Annotated in this window: 21 protein-coding genes, 1 tRNA gene and 1 pseudogene; 18 read left to right on the top strand and 5 right to left on the bottom strand. The window is 32.6% G+C overall.

Going from position 1 to position 17,855, the window contains the following annotated elements; all coding sequences use genetic code 11:
* Position 1 precedes the first annotated feature (1 nt).
* From FDO66_RS09540 to FDO66_RS09515, 6 genes are read left to right on the top strand one after another with little or no spacing between them, the layout of a single operon-like run.
* Positions 2 to 1,894 carry a phage tail protein gene (locus FDO66_RS09540; protein ID WP_141432412.1) on the top strand — a complete coding sequence of 631 codons (1,893 nt, stop codon included), beginning with the start codon at positions 2 to 4 and terminating at the stop codon, positions 1,892 to 1,894.
* 2 nt (positions 1,895 to 1,896) lie between these two features.
* Complete coding sequence (locus FDO66_RS09535; RefSeq protein WP_141432411.1) at positions 1,897 to 2,136, top strand: hypothetical protein; 240 nt, start codon at positions 1,897 to 1,899, stop codon at positions 2,134 to 2,136.
* A 3-nt stretch (positions 2,137 to 2,139) separates the two neighbouring features.
* Positions 2,140 to 2,502: a hypothetical protein gene (locus tag FDO66_RS09530; protein WP_141432410.1), complete on the top strand. Its 363-nt coding sequence runs from the start codon at positions 2,140 to 2,142 to the stop codon at positions 2,500 to 2,502.
* 11 nt (positions 2,503 to 2,513) lie between these two features.
* On the top strand, positions 2,514 to 3,623 hold the full coding sequence (locus FDO66_RS09525; protein WP_141432409.1) for a hypothetical protein: 1,110 nt from the start codon (positions 2,514 to 2,516) through the stop codon (positions 3,621 to 3,623).
* Positions 3,623 to 4,705 (top strand): glycoside hydrolase family protein, encoded by a 1,083-nt coding sequence (locus FDO66_RS09520; RefSeq protein ID WP_181444512.1) that lies wholly within the window; start codon positions 3,623 to 3,625, stop codon positions 4,703 to 4,705. Before FDO66_RS09525 ends, FDO66_RS09520 begins: the two co-directional genes overlap by 1 nt.
* On the top strand, positions 4,698 to 5,297 hold the full coding sequence (locus FDO66_RS09515; protein WP_141432407.1) for a hypothetical protein: 600 nt from the start codon (positions 4,698 to 4,700) through the stop codon (positions 5,295 to 5,297). Before FDO66_RS09520 ends, FDO66_RS09515 begins: the two co-directional genes overlap by 8 nt.
* A 29-nt stretch (positions 5,298 to 5,326) precedes the next feature.
* On the opposite strand, the gene FDO66_RS09510 is transcribed toward FDO66_RS09515, so the two are convergent.
* Positions 5,327 to 6,355, bottom strand: a complete 1,029-nt coding sequence (locus tag FDO66_RS09510) for an acyltransferase family protein (RefSeq protein ID WP_141432406.1) — start codon at positions 6,353 to 6,355, stop codon at positions 5,327 to 5,329.
* A 219-nt stretch (positions 6,356 to 6,574) separates the two neighbouring features.
* On the opposite strand from FDO66_RS09510, the gene FDO66_RS20810 reads away from it, so the two are divergent.
* The 9 genes and pseudogenes from FDO66_RS20810 to FDO66_RS21230 form a co-directional block, all read left to right on the top strand.
* The gene (locus FDO66_RS20810) at positions 6,575 to 6,751 is read left to right on the top strand and encodes a hypothetical protein (protein WP_181444511.1); all 177 of its coding nucleotides are present in this window, start codon (positions 6,575 to 6,577) and stop codon (positions 6,749 to 6,751) included.
* Between the two features lie 108 nt (positions 6,752 to 6,859).
* Positions 6,860 to 7,399: a phage holin family protein gene (locus tag FDO66_RS09505; protein WP_141432405.1), complete on the top strand. Its 540-nt coding sequence runs from the start codon at positions 6,860 to 6,862 to the stop codon at positions 7,397 to 7,399.
* 327 nt (positions 7,400 to 7,726) lie between these two features.
* Positions 7,727 to 9,013 (top strand): hypothetical protein, encoded by a 1,287-nt coding sequence (locus tag FDO66_RS09500; protein ID WP_141432404.1) that lies wholly within the window; start codon positions 7,727 to 7,729, stop codon positions 9,011 to 9,013.
* Entirely contained in the window at positions 9,007 to 10,284 is a 1,278-nt protein-coding gene (locus FDO66_RS09495) for a glycoside hydrolase family 5 protein (RefSeq protein WP_258535681.1), read from the top strand. The genes FDO66_RS09500 and FDO66_RS09495 overlap by 7 nt, the downstream gene beginning before the upstream one ends.
* A gap of 125 nt (positions 10,285 to 10,409) precedes the next feature.
* The gene (locus FDO66_RS09490) at positions 10,410 to 10,640 is read left to right on the top strand and encodes a BhlA/UviB family holin-like peptide (RefSeq protein WP_141432402.1); all 231 of its coding nucleotides are present in this window, start codon (positions 10,410 to 10,412) and stop codon (positions 10,638 to 10,640) included.
* 23 nt (positions 10,641 to 10,663) lie between these two features.
* Positions 10,664 to 10,903, top strand: coding sequence for a phage holin (locus tag FDO66_RS09485; protein ID WP_141432401.1), 240 nt, complete (start codon positions 10,664 to 10,666; stop codon positions 10,901 to 10,903).
* A gap of 97 nt (positions 10,904 to 11,000) precedes the next feature.
* Complete coding sequence (locus tag FDO66_RS09480; RefSeq protein ID WP_141432400.1) at positions 11,001 to 12,437, top strand: glycoside hydrolase family 32 protein; 1,437 nt, start codon at positions 11,001 to 11,003, stop codon at positions 12,435 to 12,437.
* A 113-nt stretch (positions 12,438 to 12,550) separates the two neighbouring features.
* Positions 12,551 to 13,492 (top strand): glycoside hydrolase family 73 protein, encoded by a 942-nt coding sequence (locus FDO66_RS09475; RefSeq protein ID WP_141432399.1) that lies wholly within the window; start codon positions 12,551 to 12,553, stop codon positions 13,490 to 13,492.
* 14 nt (positions 13,493 to 13,506) lie between these two features.
* Positions 13,507 to 13,623, top strand: a pseudogene (locus FDO66_RS21230) (N-acetylmuramoyl-L-alanine amidase); the annotation flags it as partial.
* Positions 13,624 to 13,804: 181 nt separating this feature from the next.
* Here FDO66_RS21230 and FDO66_RS09465 read toward each other — a convergent pair.
* From FDO66_RS09465 to lexA, 4 genes are all read right to left on the bottom strand, one after another.
* Positions 13,805 to 14,014 carry a hypothetical protein gene (locus FDO66_RS09465; protein WP_141432398.1) on the bottom strand — a complete coding sequence of 70 codons (210 nt, stop codon included), beginning with the start codon at positions 14,012 to 14,014 and terminating at the stop codon, positions 13,805 to 13,807.
* 19 nt (positions 14,015 to 14,033) lie between these two features.
* Positions 14,034 to 14,807, bottom strand: a complete 774-nt coding sequence (locus FDO66_RS09460) for a GAF domain-containing protein (protein WP_141432397.1) — start codon at positions 14,805 to 14,807, stop codon at positions 14,034 to 14,036.
* Between the two features lie 587 nt (positions 14,808 to 15,394).
* Positions 15,395 to 15,468 (bottom strand) — tRNA-Arg (locus FDO66_RS09455).
* A 124-nt stretch (positions 15,469 to 15,592) separates the two neighbouring features.
* Positions 15,593 to 16,216 (bottom strand): transcriptional repressor LexA, encoded by a 624-nt coding sequence (gene lexA / locus FDO66_RS09450; RefSeq protein ID WP_141432396.1) that lies wholly within the window; start codon positions 16,214 to 16,216, stop codon positions 15,593 to 15,595.
* A 152-nt stretch (positions 16,217 to 16,368) separates the two neighbouring features.
* Here lexA and yneA point away from each other — a divergent pair, with 152 nt between their 5' ends.
* The 3 genes from yneA (at position 16,369) to FDO66_RS09435 (ending at position 17,741) form a co-directional block, all read left to right on the top strand.
* Positions 16,369 to 16,692, top strand: a complete 324-nt coding sequence (gene yneA / locus FDO66_RS09445) for a cell division suppressor protein YneA (protein WP_141432395.1) — start codon at positions 16,369 to 16,371, stop codon at positions 16,690 to 16,692.
* Between the two features lie 23 nt (positions 16,693 to 16,715).
* Positions 16,716 to 17,363, top strand: a complete 648-nt coding sequence (locus tag FDO66_RS09440) for a YneB family resolvase-like protein (RefSeq protein ID WP_141432394.1) — start codon at positions 16,716 to 16,718, stop codon at positions 17,361 to 17,363.
* A 144-nt stretch (positions 17,364 to 17,507) separates the two neighbouring features.
* The gene (locus FDO66_RS09435; protein ID WP_141432393.1) at positions 17,508 to 17,741 is read left to right on the top strand and encodes a DUF896 domain-containing protein; all 234 of its coding nucleotides are present in this window, start codon (positions 17,508 to 17,510) and stop codon (positions 17,739 to 17,741) included.
* Positions 17,742 to 17,855 lie beyond the last annotated feature (114 nt).

Below are 17,855 nucleotides of genomic sequence, written 5' to 3'. Positions count from 1 at the left end.
GGTGATTAATATTTTAGAGGTCATAACTAGAAATAGAGAAATTGAGCCATTAAGTAATTACAAAGATTTAGTTTTAAAGGGAGGAGTAAACCAATACGGTCCACTCTCTTTTTTTATTCCCAAAACCGAAATGAATCAATTCGGATTTAATTTGATTCAAAATGAGGAATTCATTGGGTACGAAGGTCATCAATATCGTATTAAGAAAATGGATGAACGTCTGATTAAGAACACTCCGGTCAAAATCATCACAGAAGCTAGGCATCGATTTTATGACATTATCGATACTAGGAGAGAATCAGTGTTATCTACAGGATTAAAGTCAATAAACGAATTACTCTCTTTCATTTTTACTGGGACTCGTTGGACATTTTCCATAATTGATGCTTTTGGAAATTTGGAATTCGAAAACTTTGGAAATGATAACTGTTTAGCACTATTTAATAAAGTAATAGAGCGCTTCGAAGCAGAGTTTGAGATCATTGGAAATGAAATAAGAATTCGAAACCAAATTGGTTCTTTTATCGACATGCAGTTTAGGCATAATCACAATATAAAGACATTTAAAAAGAATATTGATACAAGTAATCTATCAACGCGAATTAAGGGAACAGGCAAGCGAAATCAAGATGGAACACCAATTGTTTCTGCTGAATATGTTAGTCCTAATGCTAGTTTTTACATGGACGAAGATGGCAATATTGAGTACAAAGATGCTCCACCGTACTCAAATGAAACGATAACAAATAACTATACATTAATAGAGCATTTAGCAGCAAACATTCAAGATGAACCGGACGTATTTTTTGATTTAGAATTTATCGTGCTGCAAGACGCTGGATATACAAAGCCAGTACCCGAAAGAGGAGACGTAGTACCAACCATCTTAGAAGAATTGGGGGTAGACGTTGACCTTCGAATTATGGAAATAGAGCTTTATCCAGAGAGTAAGAAGTCACCAAGAGTTGCTCTAGCTAATTATAAAAAGACTTTTGCAAAATCATTTTTAAGTTATCAGAAGTCGCTATTAAATAAAATTTATGATGAGAACAAAGGGAAATTGCGTTATGACGTATACGAAGAATCTGTTCAACGGGCAACCGAAGCACTGAATAATTCTTTAACAGAATTAGAATATCCGCCAGGTATGGGTATTCTCGCTAGGGATCCTAATGATCCTAATAAATTTGTTGTATTACGATCCACAGGCATCGGTGTTACGACAGATGGAGGAGTTACATTCCCAAATGCGATAACTGCAGAAGGAATCAACACAGCACTACTGATAGCTGGACAAATTAAAACGAACAATATTCAGATTATCGGTGACGATGATCTTTTTTATTGGGATGGGAATGAACTTATTGCCATTAATGCAGCAGATTCGAATAAATATGTAAAACTAAATTCAGATGGTCTTTATATCGCAAAGGGAGCTATGATCATTGAGCGTCCAGATGGGTACAAAGTCGTCAATGATGGAATATTGCAAAATGCATTTGGAATCCAAGGGAGTGAGCCGCCTTTTCAAACGGAGGGCGTTGAGAAAGATGGACAATTTTACCGTGTACACACAACTAACCGTGACAATATTCAACGATATACATTTAAACATGATTGTAGATACTTGCATGTTGTCGTTAATATGAAGACCGAAAACGGCATGCTCGGCACGCTCGTTTTTGATTTAACAGACGAGAATGACGAAATTGTTGTCAGTTCAACTTATTTTACTGAGACACGGTGGGATGCTGAACAAGGCTATCGAAAAGAGGCGCTTATTGATCTTGGTACACCAACCGGTAATTTAAGAGCCATATATTGGAGGATGTATGGAGAAAACTCAACTGATTATGGGTACGGAAGTGTGAGATATATCGGTAAGGAGGGGTAAAAATGGGAGGAGTCTTATTATTTTGCAACACTGACATGGAAGGCAAAATAATTGACAGTTTAGTAGGTGAAAGAGTGATTCCACTTCAACAGTTTGACCACTTCTTTTTTATATCAGAAAAAGATTTAGAAACAGTTAAACAAGAATTGCCTCAATATCGAATCATAGATAATCAAATTCAAATAGGTGAGAAAAGACAAGTCATGGACTTGTCTTTTTTCTTGCGAAAAATGGAGGTATGAAGATTGAGATATAAAAATTTAGGGGTGCCTTTTGATCGGGATTTTCGAAATGATTCGAATGAAAATTTCCAAGATATTAGTGATGATATCGATAAAATCGTTGGAACTTCTAATTCTGCAGTCTTTGAACAAATGGCTGCATTATTAGAAATTGACTCAAGAAATACAAATCTAATATTTTCAAATGGTCTTTTAACAACAATTGAAGAAAAAGACGGATCAAATGTTATAAAGACTACAACTATTAATTATGACGAACAAGGTCAGGTACAATCTGTTTCTGAGTCAGCTGGTGGGAAAACAGTCACCTACACTTTGCAGTATTCAAGCGGAGAAGTAACAGGCGTATCTAAAACGCTAGCTTAGGAGGGTTTAAATTGGGGCTTCTTAATGTAACACATATTATAAATAAATTCTTAAAAGTAAAAAATGTTGATGAATCTGGTAACCCAATTATGACGGATACTAACCCAGCTGCTGTGAAGCTAACGGGGAGTATTGTTCAAGAAATTGGCACATCTAAAGACTTTACAAATTTCGTTGTACCTGCAAACAGTGAGGTCGTTCTGGATAGAGTATACACAGATAACCATCATGAATTTATGGTTGCTTTGAGCTCATTTGGTTATCCAAACATAAACGGTTTAGAGTTAAGAGCACATTATTTTTCCAAAACAGGCGAAACTGGCTCTTTAAGATACACTGCTAATTCTTCACTTTTAGAAAGTATTTCTCCAAATTCGCCTTATTATTTATCGAAATGGCACAATATCAAAGCATATGGGATGACGGTATTATTGAAAAATACATTGTCTACTGACTTAACATTTAGTGTTATCACATTAACATCTAGACAAAAAGGGGACAAAGGAGAGGTCATACAAGTTAATGATGATAATGTTAAAGCAGAAGTATCTTCACTAAAATCTGAGGTGCAAGCAGTTAAAACGGAATTGCAAACGGGTGTAATTGACGTAAAAGCCAAAATAGGATCTTCACAAAATTTTACAAATGTTGTTGTTCCGCCCGGAAGTGAAATTACGTTAGGGACAGTGTATTCCGAAGAATGTCAGGAGTTTTCGGTTGGTTTAAATGCGTTAAATTATGCAAATATCGTTGGTTTAGAATTAAAAGCTCACTATTATTCAAGTTTGGGAACGGCTGGCGATAAACGGTTTACCGCAAACTCTGTACTGCTTGAAAAAATTTCTCCTAATACTCCTTATTCCTACACAGAATGGTACGATCTAAAAGGATATGCAACAAATGTTATATTAAAAAATACATCAACTACTTCTATGACATTTAATGTCGCAACTATCACAGGTCGTTTAAAAGGCTCAAGAACAGCAAAAGAATATTTTGGAAAATCAACAGATACAAAACCAAATATCATTGCAATGGGTATACCAATTGGATCAACGTACTTTGAAATAGATACTACGGATTGCTATATGTGTGATGGAACAGGATGGGTAAAAATATAATGGATGTTATTTCGTATATTAAAGCAAAAGAAGCACTAATTAAAGCACAAACTGCGTTAGATAATGCACAAGCTGCCTTAGATAACACACTAAATGGCGCAATTAATTATTCAATTCAATTAAATACAAAGCCTTTTAATTTTGTTGATTCAGGAGGATATTTGTTTGAACCTCCTGAAAGCACAGAGAATCAAGCGAGTTATGCATCAGTTATTAGAATGGACAACAAAGTAGAAAACCCATTAGATAAATTTTATATGTATTGGGCTGGTCATGATGGCGGAGGAATAAGGTTATCAACTGCACCAGATCCATCGGGACCATGGGCATTTTATCCTGATATCGACACGCCACTAATTAATGACACTTTTTTTGATACGCAAATGGGTGGAGTTTCAGGTCACATTAGCTCTCCTTGCATTGTGTTTGATGAATTAACAAATAAATTTTATCTGTATTTTCATCGGTTATATGGTTCGCCAGCTAGACAATCGACTTGGCGGGCTGAAAGTGTAGATGGATTAACCTTCTCAAATCCTATTGAAGTGATTCCTTGCCCATTGAATGGAACGTGGGATGGGGTAGAAAGAACCTATTTTCGTGTTATTCGATATAAAGGGAAATGGGTGGGTGTTTATCAAGGAAGAAACAGTGGTTCTGATCAACATGCTCATATAGGTTATGCAGAATCAAGTGACGGTGTTAATTGGAATCGTTTGTCACATCCATTATGGTACGATAACCAATTCCAAAATTTTACTGATAGTTTTAATCTAGTTGGATTTTTAGGCGGTTCTCCTTGTTTGCTAGAATTACAGGGAACATTGTGGTGTTTCTTTGTAAGTGGCCAATCAGTCAGAAATATCTATGCTGCTCCAATTGAAAGTTTAAACCAAAGAGAAGTTACTCCTATGAAAATTATGGAAATTCCGTCATGGGCTTTATCAGGTGGATTGGAGAGCCCTAACTTCTTATCCTATAACAATAAATTGTATATGTTCTTCCATGACTATGATAATACGGATTTGAGAAGAAGGATTGGAGTTGCGGTAATGGATTTGGAGGTATCGCTAAATGGATAAATTCAGTTTGTATGAACGAAATTTAAAATGGGATTTTAACGGTTCTGCAATACCAACTGATTTCACAACAGAAATATCAGGAAGTGCAGCTGTTAGTGCAAAAAACTTAGAAAATGGAGGGTCACTAAACTTAACTAGTTCGGCTTATGGTAGTGTATCTGGCATCAACTTTCCCGCCTTTGTCCCGAATAAATACGATGAAATAAGATTAAAAACATTAATTTCAAGGAATCACGATGTAATAATCATGAGACTTGGGTTATACAGCAATAACTTACAAAATGGTTTATATTTTACGAGGGATTCAAAAATAGCTACCCTTATTGCAGGAGTTGTCAATGGCAATACACCTGTGACAGCATGGAATTCAAATATGCCAACATGGTTCGAGATTGTTTGGAAACCAAATGAGGGAGCTGCTTGGTATTTAAACGAAAGGTTAGTGGGGAAAATTGATAAACCGAAATTGCCTGATCCGAACATTGCGTATAAACAAAGAATAACGTGTACAAACACGGAAAATCCTTCAACGGTAGATAAAAAAATAGATATATATTTATCTCAACTTGATCTGATTGTCTATAGTAAATAACACAATAGAATGCTTTAAAAAAAGAGGGCTCATTTTGCGAGCCCTTTAATTTCTAAATTTACTTGTCTCTGTTTCTTGATTGAAATCCCTTGAAATAATAAATTTGTTAGTTTATACCTTTTAATGATTAAGTGAATAGCGATGGGTATTATTAAACCTATAATCACAAATGAATAAAAGTTATACCATCCGAACAAATATTTAACTAGAAAATTTAAAGGGAAATGGAGATACATGATAGTTAGTGACATCTTTCCTATTTCTCCAATAAAGTTAATTTTGGCTATTAAATTGCTTAGTATAAACACTGATAAAATAAAGCATATTGGGATTATGATATCAAAAATTAAATTAGTATATAGATGATTTTTCATATCAAGAGTATATTGAATTATCCCTGATGAATCTAAAATTATAAAAGATAATGAACTAATAAATACCAAACAAATAATAAAGATATTTTTTAGAATGATGTCTTTAAACCTTTTAAAATAGTAACCAAATGCGTAATAAAAAATAGCTATAAGCGCAACATCAATATTCCATGGGATCCTATCAATCTTGGTGAATGTTGTTTGTACATGAGCGATAATGAATAAGACTATTAAAATACTTATTTGTATAGATGCTGATTTGAATTTATATGTTATAAGGGTAAATAAAATTTGTGTGGCTAATAAGCACGTAATAAACCAAAAAACAGCATAAGGACCAACCATATATTTTCCACCATATGCTAAACCTAAAATATTTTTCACTGCATCAACAAGTATAAATTTTCTTTCTAAAATTTGATGTGAATAAATAACTACTGTAATTAAACACGCGAATGTTATGTAGGGGACTAAAAGTTGGAAGGTTCGTTTTTTTGTCCAGTCAGCTATCTGAGGGGGGGTTTCTAGTTGTTTGTGTAAATAACCAGATAATGCAAAAAATAGAGGCATGTGAAACCAAAATAAATAATGACTCAAAGTTGGGTTATTTGGTGCATGTCCCATAACAACAGCAATTATACCCAAACCTTTTGCTACATCTAACCATTGCTCTCTTTTATTCATTGTTTTTGTCCCTTCAATGTGATTTTCAATTATTTTAACATATTTTTAATTGCTAGGAGGAGATTAAATGGTTTATTTTCAAAAAGCTATAAGTGAGTAATTCTTTTAAGAGTAATATTAAACGGAATTCCTATTGAACAAGTATAAAGCGTCTTTCATTGAATAAATTAACACCCACTCTACTAAAATAAAAAATCAAAGTTGAGGAGGTGTCAAAAAATGAAAATGCTAAATCTACTGCTAAGTCAACAAGAGTTAATAGGTGCGTTTTGCTTTGTAATATTAGTATTATTTTTAATTTTTAAAGATTACAAGGCTGTTTATAACGTCCATATTAGAATTTTATTAGCATATTTAATTATGTTACAGTTACTGCAAATGATTTTAGTGCATTAAAAGAGCTCAATTTTGGGCTCTTTTTATTTTGACTTGAAAGGGGATGATCATAGAGATCTAACATTATTCGTCGCATTATTTTCTTGAATAATTATAAGGAGGGATATTATGGATACAAATATTATTGCATTTATAAAAACTTTTTCAACTGTGGTAGGATCTGTTTGGTCTTTTATAGTCGGGGCAATGGGTTGGGCTTTTCCTACACTCATTATACTTATGGCATCTGACTTCCTATCAGGAACTACAGCAGGATCAAAGAAAGAGGTTTTAAGCAGCGCAAGGGGAAGAGAAAGTTTTGTGAAGAAGGTCCACATTCTTATTATTGTTGGATCTGTTTATCTGCTAGAAAAAGTAATATTTGGTACACAACATTTAGGTGATGGCGTTACTGTTGCTTATATCATTATCGAATTTATTAGTATAGCTGAAAATGGGAGATTAGGAGTGCCAAGCATAAGTGAAAAAACATTTGCAATACAAGGAAGAGTTTATAAAGATGAGTCAGTTTATAAATTATGCACAAGAAGAGGTTTTAGGGTAACAACCACTGGGTGCAAAACACTGCTTATAATCAATACGATGTTATACTTGCAAATGATCATCGTGTTTAAATTGCGAAAAATGCTGGGACAAGTGGGACTATAGCACCAAGTGGATATGCCGATTTCACAGATAATAACATAGTCTGGCACCATTGTAATTTTCAATCTTTGTTTGTTACTTTGGCTACTTAATGATAAATTAGGTAATAAGTAAATATTAACTAATTTATCATGGGAGGAATACTATGGACTTTCAACTAATCTATAATGTTTTGCTTATTCTTTTTTGTATATCAGCCATTATTTTCATTTTAACTTTTTTTGTTTACGAGAAATATATGATGTTCATGCTAATAATGACTGGTTTATTTGTTTTCTTCATTAACTATATAGATATAAATTTTTTGGATTAATTGAGGGGGATAAAAAATTGAACATTAAAAAAGTTGTAAGTTCTTTAATTTTAATTTTAATTTTAATCTCGTTAATTAACGGGGCTTTTCCACAATTACAAATAGCACTATTCGGTGATGTAGTTATTCCGACTGTTTCTGTTAAGATTATTATGTTTGGATTTCTGTTTTTTTCATTATTTTTTTCCTTTCAATATAAGAACAAAACTAAAATTATATTAATATGGTGGATTTTTTTGTTATATCTGTTTTTGAATTTCATAAGATTACTAAGCATTGGATATTCTGTGAGCGAAATATTAATAGGATATAACGGATACTATGCTTTAATTTTCTTCATGCCAATGTTTTTCTTTTTAGAAAAAAGCATTTCTATTAATAAAATTTCCAGTGTTTTATTATTTCTAGCTGTACCAGTATCTGTGTTAGGGATTTTTCAATATGTTTTAAAGGAACCTTTGCTTGCAACAAGTTCACCGAATGGTTCTTTCTATGTTTCATCTTTTAAATATATTATGGATGATTCAGGTAGTTTACAGTCATTCCGAGCATTTTCATTATTTGATTCCGGTCTATCATTTGGATTTTTTCTATGTATATGTTTATCTGTTGTTTTTTCAAAATTTTTAATTGAAAAAGGTCATAAGTTTTTCTATTTCATTGTAATTATTTTATTCGCAACTGCTACTTATATGACATTAACAAGAAATATTTACATTTGTTTTTTGTTAACTATACTTTCTGTGATGCTAATTAATAAAAAATCTAAAGTAGTTAAATATCTTCCTTTTATTCATTTAGCAATTGGTTACGCAATTTATTATTTCGCACCAAAAATAACAATGCTTTTTTCAAGTTCATTGGTAGATAATAGAACTTTATTAATTAGACAAGCAAACTGGATATCAGTAAAAAATGTTTGGTTTAAAGATGTTTGGACATTCTTGTTTGGTTCTGGAGTATATCAAAACGGTAACTCAAGTTATAATTTAATACTTGATAATAATTATTTAGCTCTTGGAATGCACATTGGTTTAGTAGGGTTATTGTTTTGGTTTTTTATAATGATGAGTATTTGGAATTATTGCTTAAAGATTGTTAGAGCATCACATAATAGTTTTAATATGGGGATAACAAGTTTTTTATCAACTTTTTTAGTAACTGGAATTTACAATATAAATATTCAAATTTATCTTTTAGTATTTGCGTGTATGATAATTGGTGATCATTACATTAAATTTGAAAAAGAACAGAACTTAAATGTAGTTAAAAAGAAACGATTTTTTCCTAGAATAACATGGTAAATAGCGAAAAAATTATGGATATAATTGAAAAAAAAAATAGAAAAATTATCACAATCTCAATATATTTATTGTTTTTAGTGATATTCTTTTGCAGTAGCCAGTTAAAATACTATAAATTAAATAACAAAATTTTTAATAACGGTACTGGTGTTAATATTCATTTTACAGGAAATCCAATTGATATTACTTTATTAAAAGATGCAGGATTTAAATATGTTCGCAGGGACATGTTTTGGTCAACAATAGAAAATAATAAAAGTAAATTCGATTTTAAAAATACTGGTTATGATCAATTAACAAACTCACTTATTGATAATGGTATCACTCCTTATTATATTTTGAATTATAGTAATAAGTTGTACGAAGCTAATAGTTCTATAGTAACTGAAAAAGGAAGAAAGGCTTTTTGCAAATTTGTTGAGGAGGCTACAATTAGATATAAAAATAAAGGAATAGTGTGGGAAATATGGAATGAACCAAATGGAGGTTTCTGGGAACCAAAACCAAACTATGATGAATACGCTTTGCTAGTAGAAGAAGTGTCTAAAGTTATTAAAAAGAATGATCCTAGCGGTATAATTGTTGCGCCGGCTTTGGCTGGACTAAATAAACAATCTTTAGATTGGTTGAATGAGATATTAAAAAGAGGCATGATCAATAATATTGATGCTCTTTCTGTACACCCATATCGTGGATACAATCCAGAAACAGTAATTCAAGATTATCAATCGTTAAGAGAATTAATAACCAAATATACTAAGAAAAAGGTTCCTATAATTTCTGGTGAATGGGGTTACTCTACCGGAAAAGGATGGGCTGGCTTAAATTTAACAGACCAACAGCAAGCTGAATATGCAGCTAGAATGTTTTTAATAAATCATTATGAGAAGATACCGATAAGCATTTGGTATGATTGGAAAGATGATGGCACTAATCCTAATAATGGTGAACATAACTTTGGATTAAGAGAAAATGATGTAACTAAACCTAAACTTTCTTATTACAGTGTTAAGGCGTTAAATAAAATATTTAATGGATATAAATATAATAGAAGGATTTATACAGGAAATAACAATGATTATGTTCTAGTTTTTAAAAATGTTGATGGGAAAATAAGAATAGCCAGTTGGACAACTGAACATTCTCACGAAATTACAATACCAGATGATATTAAAGGTGAAGTTATATCTATGTATGGAGAAAATATAGGATCAATTAAAAATAGTAAGATAACGATATCATCTAGTCCAATTTATATTACTAAAGATTAATTATAGATCTCAGTAGAGGTCTATTTTTTTATGTTGAGAAAAATGACCATACTGCGCAACATTAATATGATTTCTTAAGAGCTCAAATGAGCTCTTTTTATTTTGCACTTGAAAGGAGATAAATTATGGAACTAGATTATCAATATTTCCTCACCCAGGGACCGTTCGCGGTTCTTTTTGTTTGGCTTTTTATGTCCACGAGAAAGGAAACAAAGGAAAGGGAGGCAAGGCTTTATGAAACGATCGATCAGCAAAATGAAGTAATCGAGCAGCAGAATGAAGTGCTAGGAAAGTTCAGCGATAAATATGATGTTGTAATAGAGAAGCTGGACAAGATTGAAAGCAAAATTGGATAAAGAATTGAAGGGAGGTGTAACTCATGGATAAATGGACAGCTATCAGAACAATTGTATTATTTATTGCATTGCTTAATCAATTTTTATCTACTTATGGATTAACCGAAATACCTGGCACATCAGAAGAACAAACACTTGTGCTATCAACGGTTTTTACTGCAGTAACAGCAATAATCGCTTGGTTTAAAAACAACTATGTCACTGCAAAAGGTAAAAAGCAAAAAGAATTATTGAAGAAACATGGATTAACAAAAGTAAAATAAGCTGTCCATTCTGGGTGGCTTTTTATATTTAAAAAATTAACTGGAAAGTAAGCTTAAATATAAAGAACAAAGCAAGGAAGGGAAGGGTGTTTTATTTATGACAGAAAATTTTAGACCACTATACCATATTACACCACCATCTGAATGGATGAGTGACGTACAAAGACCTATTTACATTAATGGAGTTCATCATTTTTATTATCTCTATAATAAGGATTTTTCTATAGGAGAAAATGGAACAGAATGGCGACATGCTACATCAACAGATTTAGTACATTGGAAAGATGAAGGAGTTGCGATTCATAAATATGGTGGCAATCCTGCAGGGGATCCATGGACAGGAAGTGCAGTAGTTGATACAAATAATACGGCTGGTTTTGGTGCAGGAGCTATCATAGCACTAGTAACAATGCCACCCGAATACCAATCAACTCATCTATGGTACAGTACAGACAATGGCAATTCATTTAGTTATTATGGTCTTGTACAGTATAATCCGACAGGTAATGCGGATTTTCGGGATCCTAAAGTTATTTGGCATGAGCCAACTCAGAAATGGGTAATGCTTATGGCAGAGTTAGATAAGATTGGGTTTTATACATCGACAAACTTGAAAGATTGGGTGTATGTTTCCTCATTCGTAAGGCAAGATATTGGAATAATTGAGTGTCCTGATTTGTTTCAAATTAATGTAGATGATGATCCAAACTATAAAAAGTGGGTACTTATGCCATGTGCAAATGGATTTAATTATGGGCATACTAGTGGCTCTGCTTACTTTATTGGTGAATTTGATGGTATATCTTTTACTCCAGATCCAGGGACTGATGTCCAATGGTTAGATCATGGGACAGATTGTTACACCGGAGTAACTTGGGATGCTCCTTATTGCAATGGAAATTATCGTTTCTACATTGCTTGGATGACTAACTGGGAGTATACAAGAGAACTTCCTTACGAAAATTACATTGGGAATGCTACGATTGTAAGAGAACTTAGATTGAAGTCTACTACTGAAGGGTTAAGAATGTTTCAAACTCCAATATGGGGTATAAGAGATAACTTTCAAGACATTTCGTTTTGGGGTGATCAAATTATAACAAGTCAACAAGCTAAAATCCTAGATGGAGTTACATCTTATTCAATCGAGTCTTCTTTTCACATAGATGACCTAACAAATGGGCTATTTGGAATTTCTGTACGAGACGGAAATGGTACACATACTGATATCACATACGATAAAGAACTAAATGAACTTGTATTTAATCGTTCTCAAAGTGGACTGATCATTGATGATGCGATGTTTACCAAGCCAAGAATTGTTAAAAATGTATTTCCTCTAAATGGAAAAATTAAACTTGATATTTTTGTAGACCGAAGCACTGTGGAAATATTCGTTAATGATGGGGCGTATGTATTAAGTAACCTGATCTTTCCACAATTAAGCTCTGATGAGTTGAGACTTTGGACTAATGATACAGTTCATTTAGAATACTTTAAAGTGAAAACTCTTAATCAATCATTAATTGGGTAGAAAAAGAAAATATTGGTTCACGAAAGAAACACAATTTAACAATCTGAGTAGGGCGCCTAACTAGGTGCTCTTTTTATTTTTGGCATAAACATAATAAAAGGAGAAGATGAAAAATGTCATTTATTACTGAAGTAGCTCCACACGCTCAAAAAATAGGTTGGAAATATAATATTCTCCCTTCTTTGATCTTAGCTCAAGCTTGTCTAGAATCAAATTTTGGTAAGTCAGGACTAGCTATAAAAGGTAAAAATCTTTTCGGTGTAAAAGGAGAATATCAAGTGCAATCAATCAAAATGCAAACTAAAGAACAGGATAGAAACGGAAAAGTTAGTGTAATAACAGCTAAATTTAGAAAATACCCTACATGGACAGAATCTTTTGAGGATCATGCTTTACTTCTTGTAAAAGGTGTTAGTTGGGATCGATCAAAGTATCATGGTGTCATCGGAGAAAAAGATTATCAACGCGCTTGTATTAAAATGGGTGCCTCTGGCTACGCAACTGATATTAAGTATGCAGAAAAACTCATAGGAGTAATTCAACGAAACTTTTTAACACAGTACGATAAGGAACCAATTAAAGAATATAAGCCAGCTCCTTCTCAGTCTGTACCTAGTCAGTTTCATGAGGGTCAAAAAGTTACCTTACAAAACCATGCAACTCACTATTCAACTGGCCAAGAGATTCCAGCACATGTTAAAAATAAGCAATATACTATCAAACAAGTTACACCAGAAAAGGTACTATTGGCTGAGATAATGAGTTGGGTTTGGTATGCAGACATCACACCTAAATCGGCACCGGTTCAATCACAACCATATCGAGTTATTGTACCGAACACAGCTTTCTTTCAGGCTGCAGCACTCGTTGGAGAATACGAAAAAAGAGGGTTTAAATGCGAAGGAGTTAATTTGAACCAGTACGCTCCTTATGAAAAGCCTAAAGACCACGATCCATATAAATTCGTAATCGATACAACATTAGACCACGCAAAGCAGCTTGTCATTGAATTACATCAAAAAGGCTATCCACTTGCGTATGGTGAAGCGAAATAAAGAAAGCAACAGAAAAAGCAGGAGAGATCTTCACGGTTGTTAAGACGTTTATGGTGAACGGTTCAAAAATGTACAAGTTGAAAAGTGGCAACTTAGTGACAGCTAATACGAAATATGTAGAAAAAATTTAATTAAATAAATGTTAAGTATAACCTATCATGGTATTCTAACTATACTCCAATGAAGTTTAATATTTAATCTTACTAGAAAAAGGAGTATACTCCAACTCCGAGGATCCTTTTGGTTGCTACTACCTAAAGGATTCATCTTTTTATGATTAATTAAAAAAGCCCTTCTCAAATGAGAGGGCTTTTAAACAGTGGTTAGTCTTTTTTTAAGTAATTTCCTTTTTGCTTCATCCATTTTATAATTACGAAGCTTATTCTCATAATTAATTTCTTCTTCTATATTCTCAATTCTCTGCATTAACAGTTTATATTGTTCGTGACTGATGTTTCCTTTTTCTAATGCAGTTCTTGCTGCAACCTTCTGTAAAAACACCTTATCTTTTTGGATATTCATAAACAAATCCCCCTTTCATTTATGAACCTGCCTGCACTTCAACATCCTGCTCATGTTCATTATATGCCATAATATTGAGAAGTTCCTCCATTATACCTTCGATTATTGAGCAATACAATTCCCCAATTAACTGAGCATTTTCATTTAATGGATTTTTAGCATCAATTGTTACAACTCCCCAATTTCCTAACGGTATACATATTAAGGCGGAATAAGAGTTTGTAGAATCTTGAGAACTCCAATCAGTATCTTCTACTACATTATCTACTTTAATTATTTGCTTCTTTCTAAAAGATCTCCCAGCAATTGAATTATTGATATCTAGCACTCGATTACCTATGTATTGTTCTGGGAATCCTGAACTACCAGTTGTTAATTTCAACTGTCCTTGTTCTGGTACCTCTATCCAAATACCACACCTATGCCGTTCCCCACCTTGGGACTTAATATCTGCTGCAATCGCCTCTACAATTCGTTGTATTAGTTGATCATAAAAAATTTCATCTTTGTATTTCAGCTGATTAAAGGCATTAAAGAAGGAACGAGTATTCATAAGTACATTTTGTAATTGAGAGGTACTATTAATATTTACTTCTGATATTTTTTTATGTGTTGCAATATCTTCTTGAAGTGTTATTATTCGATTTTCTTTTCCAGCAGAATCTGCGTAACGCTTAACAGCAATCCATATTGGAATTGAAATGCTTATTAAGAGTATTAACAATAAAATAGATGAAAGAATAAAAAACCAATTTGGTAATCTTTCAAATAATTCAGAAATAATTTTATCCATTACAACATTCCCAATTCTATATATTATAAGTGATCTATTTTAAAAATTTGACGTATATATAAAATTTCCTGCAAAAAAAGTGAACTTTTTTAATGAATTTTTTAAAATTATTAGCCCATTTTTTACGTTAAATGTCCTCTTTGATCGTTATTATGTACATTTTTAGCTGAATAATTTTTTTTAGCCAAAAAGTTCGTTTTTAACTTTAAACAGAACAATAATAGTGAAAGGATACAGTAAAACTATATTAAAGCGTTTTGTTAAACTGAAAGGAATCCAAGCAACATTTTTATTTACAGATTTTCTTTAGACAAAATCATTAGAAAGTCAATTTAGATTATTTGCCTTCATTATTATGTATAGTTAGATCTTCAGTAAAACATAAAAAAGTAATTAACAGATTTTATAAATTGTTTATCGATCATCTTATATTTTTGAGAGTTTTAGAATATGCGTAATACCCTATAAACATCCTAAAAAAGACTATTTTTTAAATCCGCTCCCAACTCGCTCCCAATTAAAGTTTTTAAGCATGTTTCCAAACAAAAACAAAAAAAGAAACCCTTGATACATAAAGGTTTCTTCGACGTCCCAGAAGAGATTCGAACTCCCGACCTACAGTTTAGGAAACTGTTGCTCTATCCTGCTGAGCTACTGGGACAATAGATATATTATAAAATTTGGTAAGTGAAAGGTCAATACTATAAACAAAAAATAATATTCTAATATAAAGAAAAAACCCTCAGATATTAATTGCATGCTGAGGGCTCCGATCCTAACTAAAATTAATGAATGTTACGATAAACACCAATTACTTTACCTAAAATTGAAACATTGCGTAAGACAAGCGGCTCCATAGTGGAGTTTTCTGGCTGAAGTCTAATAAACTCTTTTTCTTTAAAGAATCTTTTAACAGTTGCTTCATCATCTTCTGTCATGGCTACAACGATTTCACCATTGTTCGCAGAGCTTTGCTGCTTGACGATAACGTAATCCCCATCCAAAATACCTGCTTCTATCATGCTTTCTCCCATTACTTCGAGCATAAAAACATGTTCATCTGAAGGTACGAGTCTTTCTGGCAGTGGAAAATATTCCTCTATGTTCTCAATCGCTGTAATGGGTTGTCCTGCTGTTACTTTTCCAAGTATAGGTACATTAACAATATTGTATTTTGGAATAGTATTGGACTCGTCTATATCTAAGATTTCAATTGCACGAGGCTTTGTTGGATCACGTCTAATAAGTCCTTTGCTTTCCAGTCTTGCCAAATGTCCATGAACGGTTGAGCTAGAAGCAAGTCCAACGGCTTCTCCAATTTCACGGACGGAAGGAGGATAGCCCTTAAGCTTAACTTCTTCTTTAATAAAATCTAAAATGTCTAATTGTCGTTTCGATAACTTTGCCATAGTTTGCACCTCATATGGATTTACTTGCCATCATTATAGCATGTATAACAAATGAATACAAACATAAGTTCGAATTTAGTGTTGACACAAAACAAGTGTTCGGATTATAATATAAAAAACGAACATATATTCTTGTGTGTGGGGTGCTATTTATGCAAAATATCTGGAAAAATAACTCTTATACTATTATTCTAATCTTATTATCGATTGTGATTACTTTTGTATTGATGACCACAATGAAACAACATGATAATCAAAAATATGTGACGATTACTGTCGAAGACGGGGATTCTCTTTGGGAAATTTCAAATAAATATTCTAAACAGCATAATCTTTCAAATGAGCAATTTATTAACTGGGTAGTGAAGCATAATGAAGTTGCATCTGATCGAATCTATCCCGGTGAGGAAATTATCATTCCAGTAAAAGATAAGCTCTTTTCTGATGATGAGGTAACTAATTTAGCATCAAACTAAAGAACTGGTAATTGGAGGAAAAAATGAAAGCGATCATATACTGCCGAGTGAGTACAACGAAGGAAACACAAGAAACTTCGCTTCAAAGACAGGAGGAAGAGCTACTTTCACTGGCTGAAAAAGAGAAATTTGAGGTTGTAAAAATAATTAAAGAACAAGCTAGTGGCTATGAAATAGAAAGAGAAGGGATATTAGAACTTCTTTCAATTATCAAAGAAGAAGAGATTTACGCCGTTATGATTCAGGACGAAACTAGATTGGGAAGAGGGAATGCAAAAATGGCTTTACTTCACTTCATATTAAAGGAAGAAGTAAAGCTTTTTAGCATTTCTCAAATGGGTGAGTTACAGCTTTCTGAATCAGATTCAATGGTTTTACAAATTGTATCTATTGTAGAGGAGTTTCAACGAAAACTACATAATATCAAAATTAAAAGGGGCATGAAAAGAGCTGTAAAAAACGGATATCAACCTGAAAAAAATTTAACAAATCAAGGAGTACATTCTGGAAGAGACAGAATAGAGGTTCCTATCACAGAAATTGTTAGGTTAAAAGAAAATGGCTTAACTTTTGCGGAAATAACTGCTAGTCTTAAAGGCTTCGGTTATCAAATTTCAAAAGCAACTGTACATCGTCGCTACAAAGAATATGTAGAAGATAAAGTGGAATAGGATGCTTTACTTGTCAAAATCCATTCTTTCTAGTAATATGGCTTTGGGTTATTAACATAAAAAATATACCATATGTCGATATGAATAATTTTTGCAATAATCTGAAGACATGAAATATGGTAAGTTTTTTAAAGGAGCCAAGACATGTTAGAAAATGATAAATTAGCCAGAATTAACTTTTTAGCGAAAAAAGCAAAAGAAACCGGATTAACAGATGATGAAGCGAAAGAACAATCCAAGCTAAGAGGTGAATATCTCAAAACGTTTCGATCGTCCATGTTAAATACATTAAAATCAGTAACTGTAATTGATCCAAATGGAAAAGATGTAACCCCGAAAAAGCTTAAAGATATTCAATCGAAAGAAAATCTCCATTAAGGACATCATTGCATACATTTACTTTTTTTTCGATAAATGAATGTCTCTGTTCATTTATCGAAAATCTTCATTTTTATGCTTATTTTATTTCAAATGAGAATGTTTTTTTAATAT

The organism is Bacillus sp. 03113 (assembly GCF_006546985.1).
In the GTDB taxonomy this organism is placed as follows: Bacteria; Bacillota; Bacilli; order Bacillales; family Cytobacillaceae; genus VATK01.
Note: the sequence above shows the minus strand (reverse complement) of the source record. Positions and strands in the feature narration are given on the sequence as shown.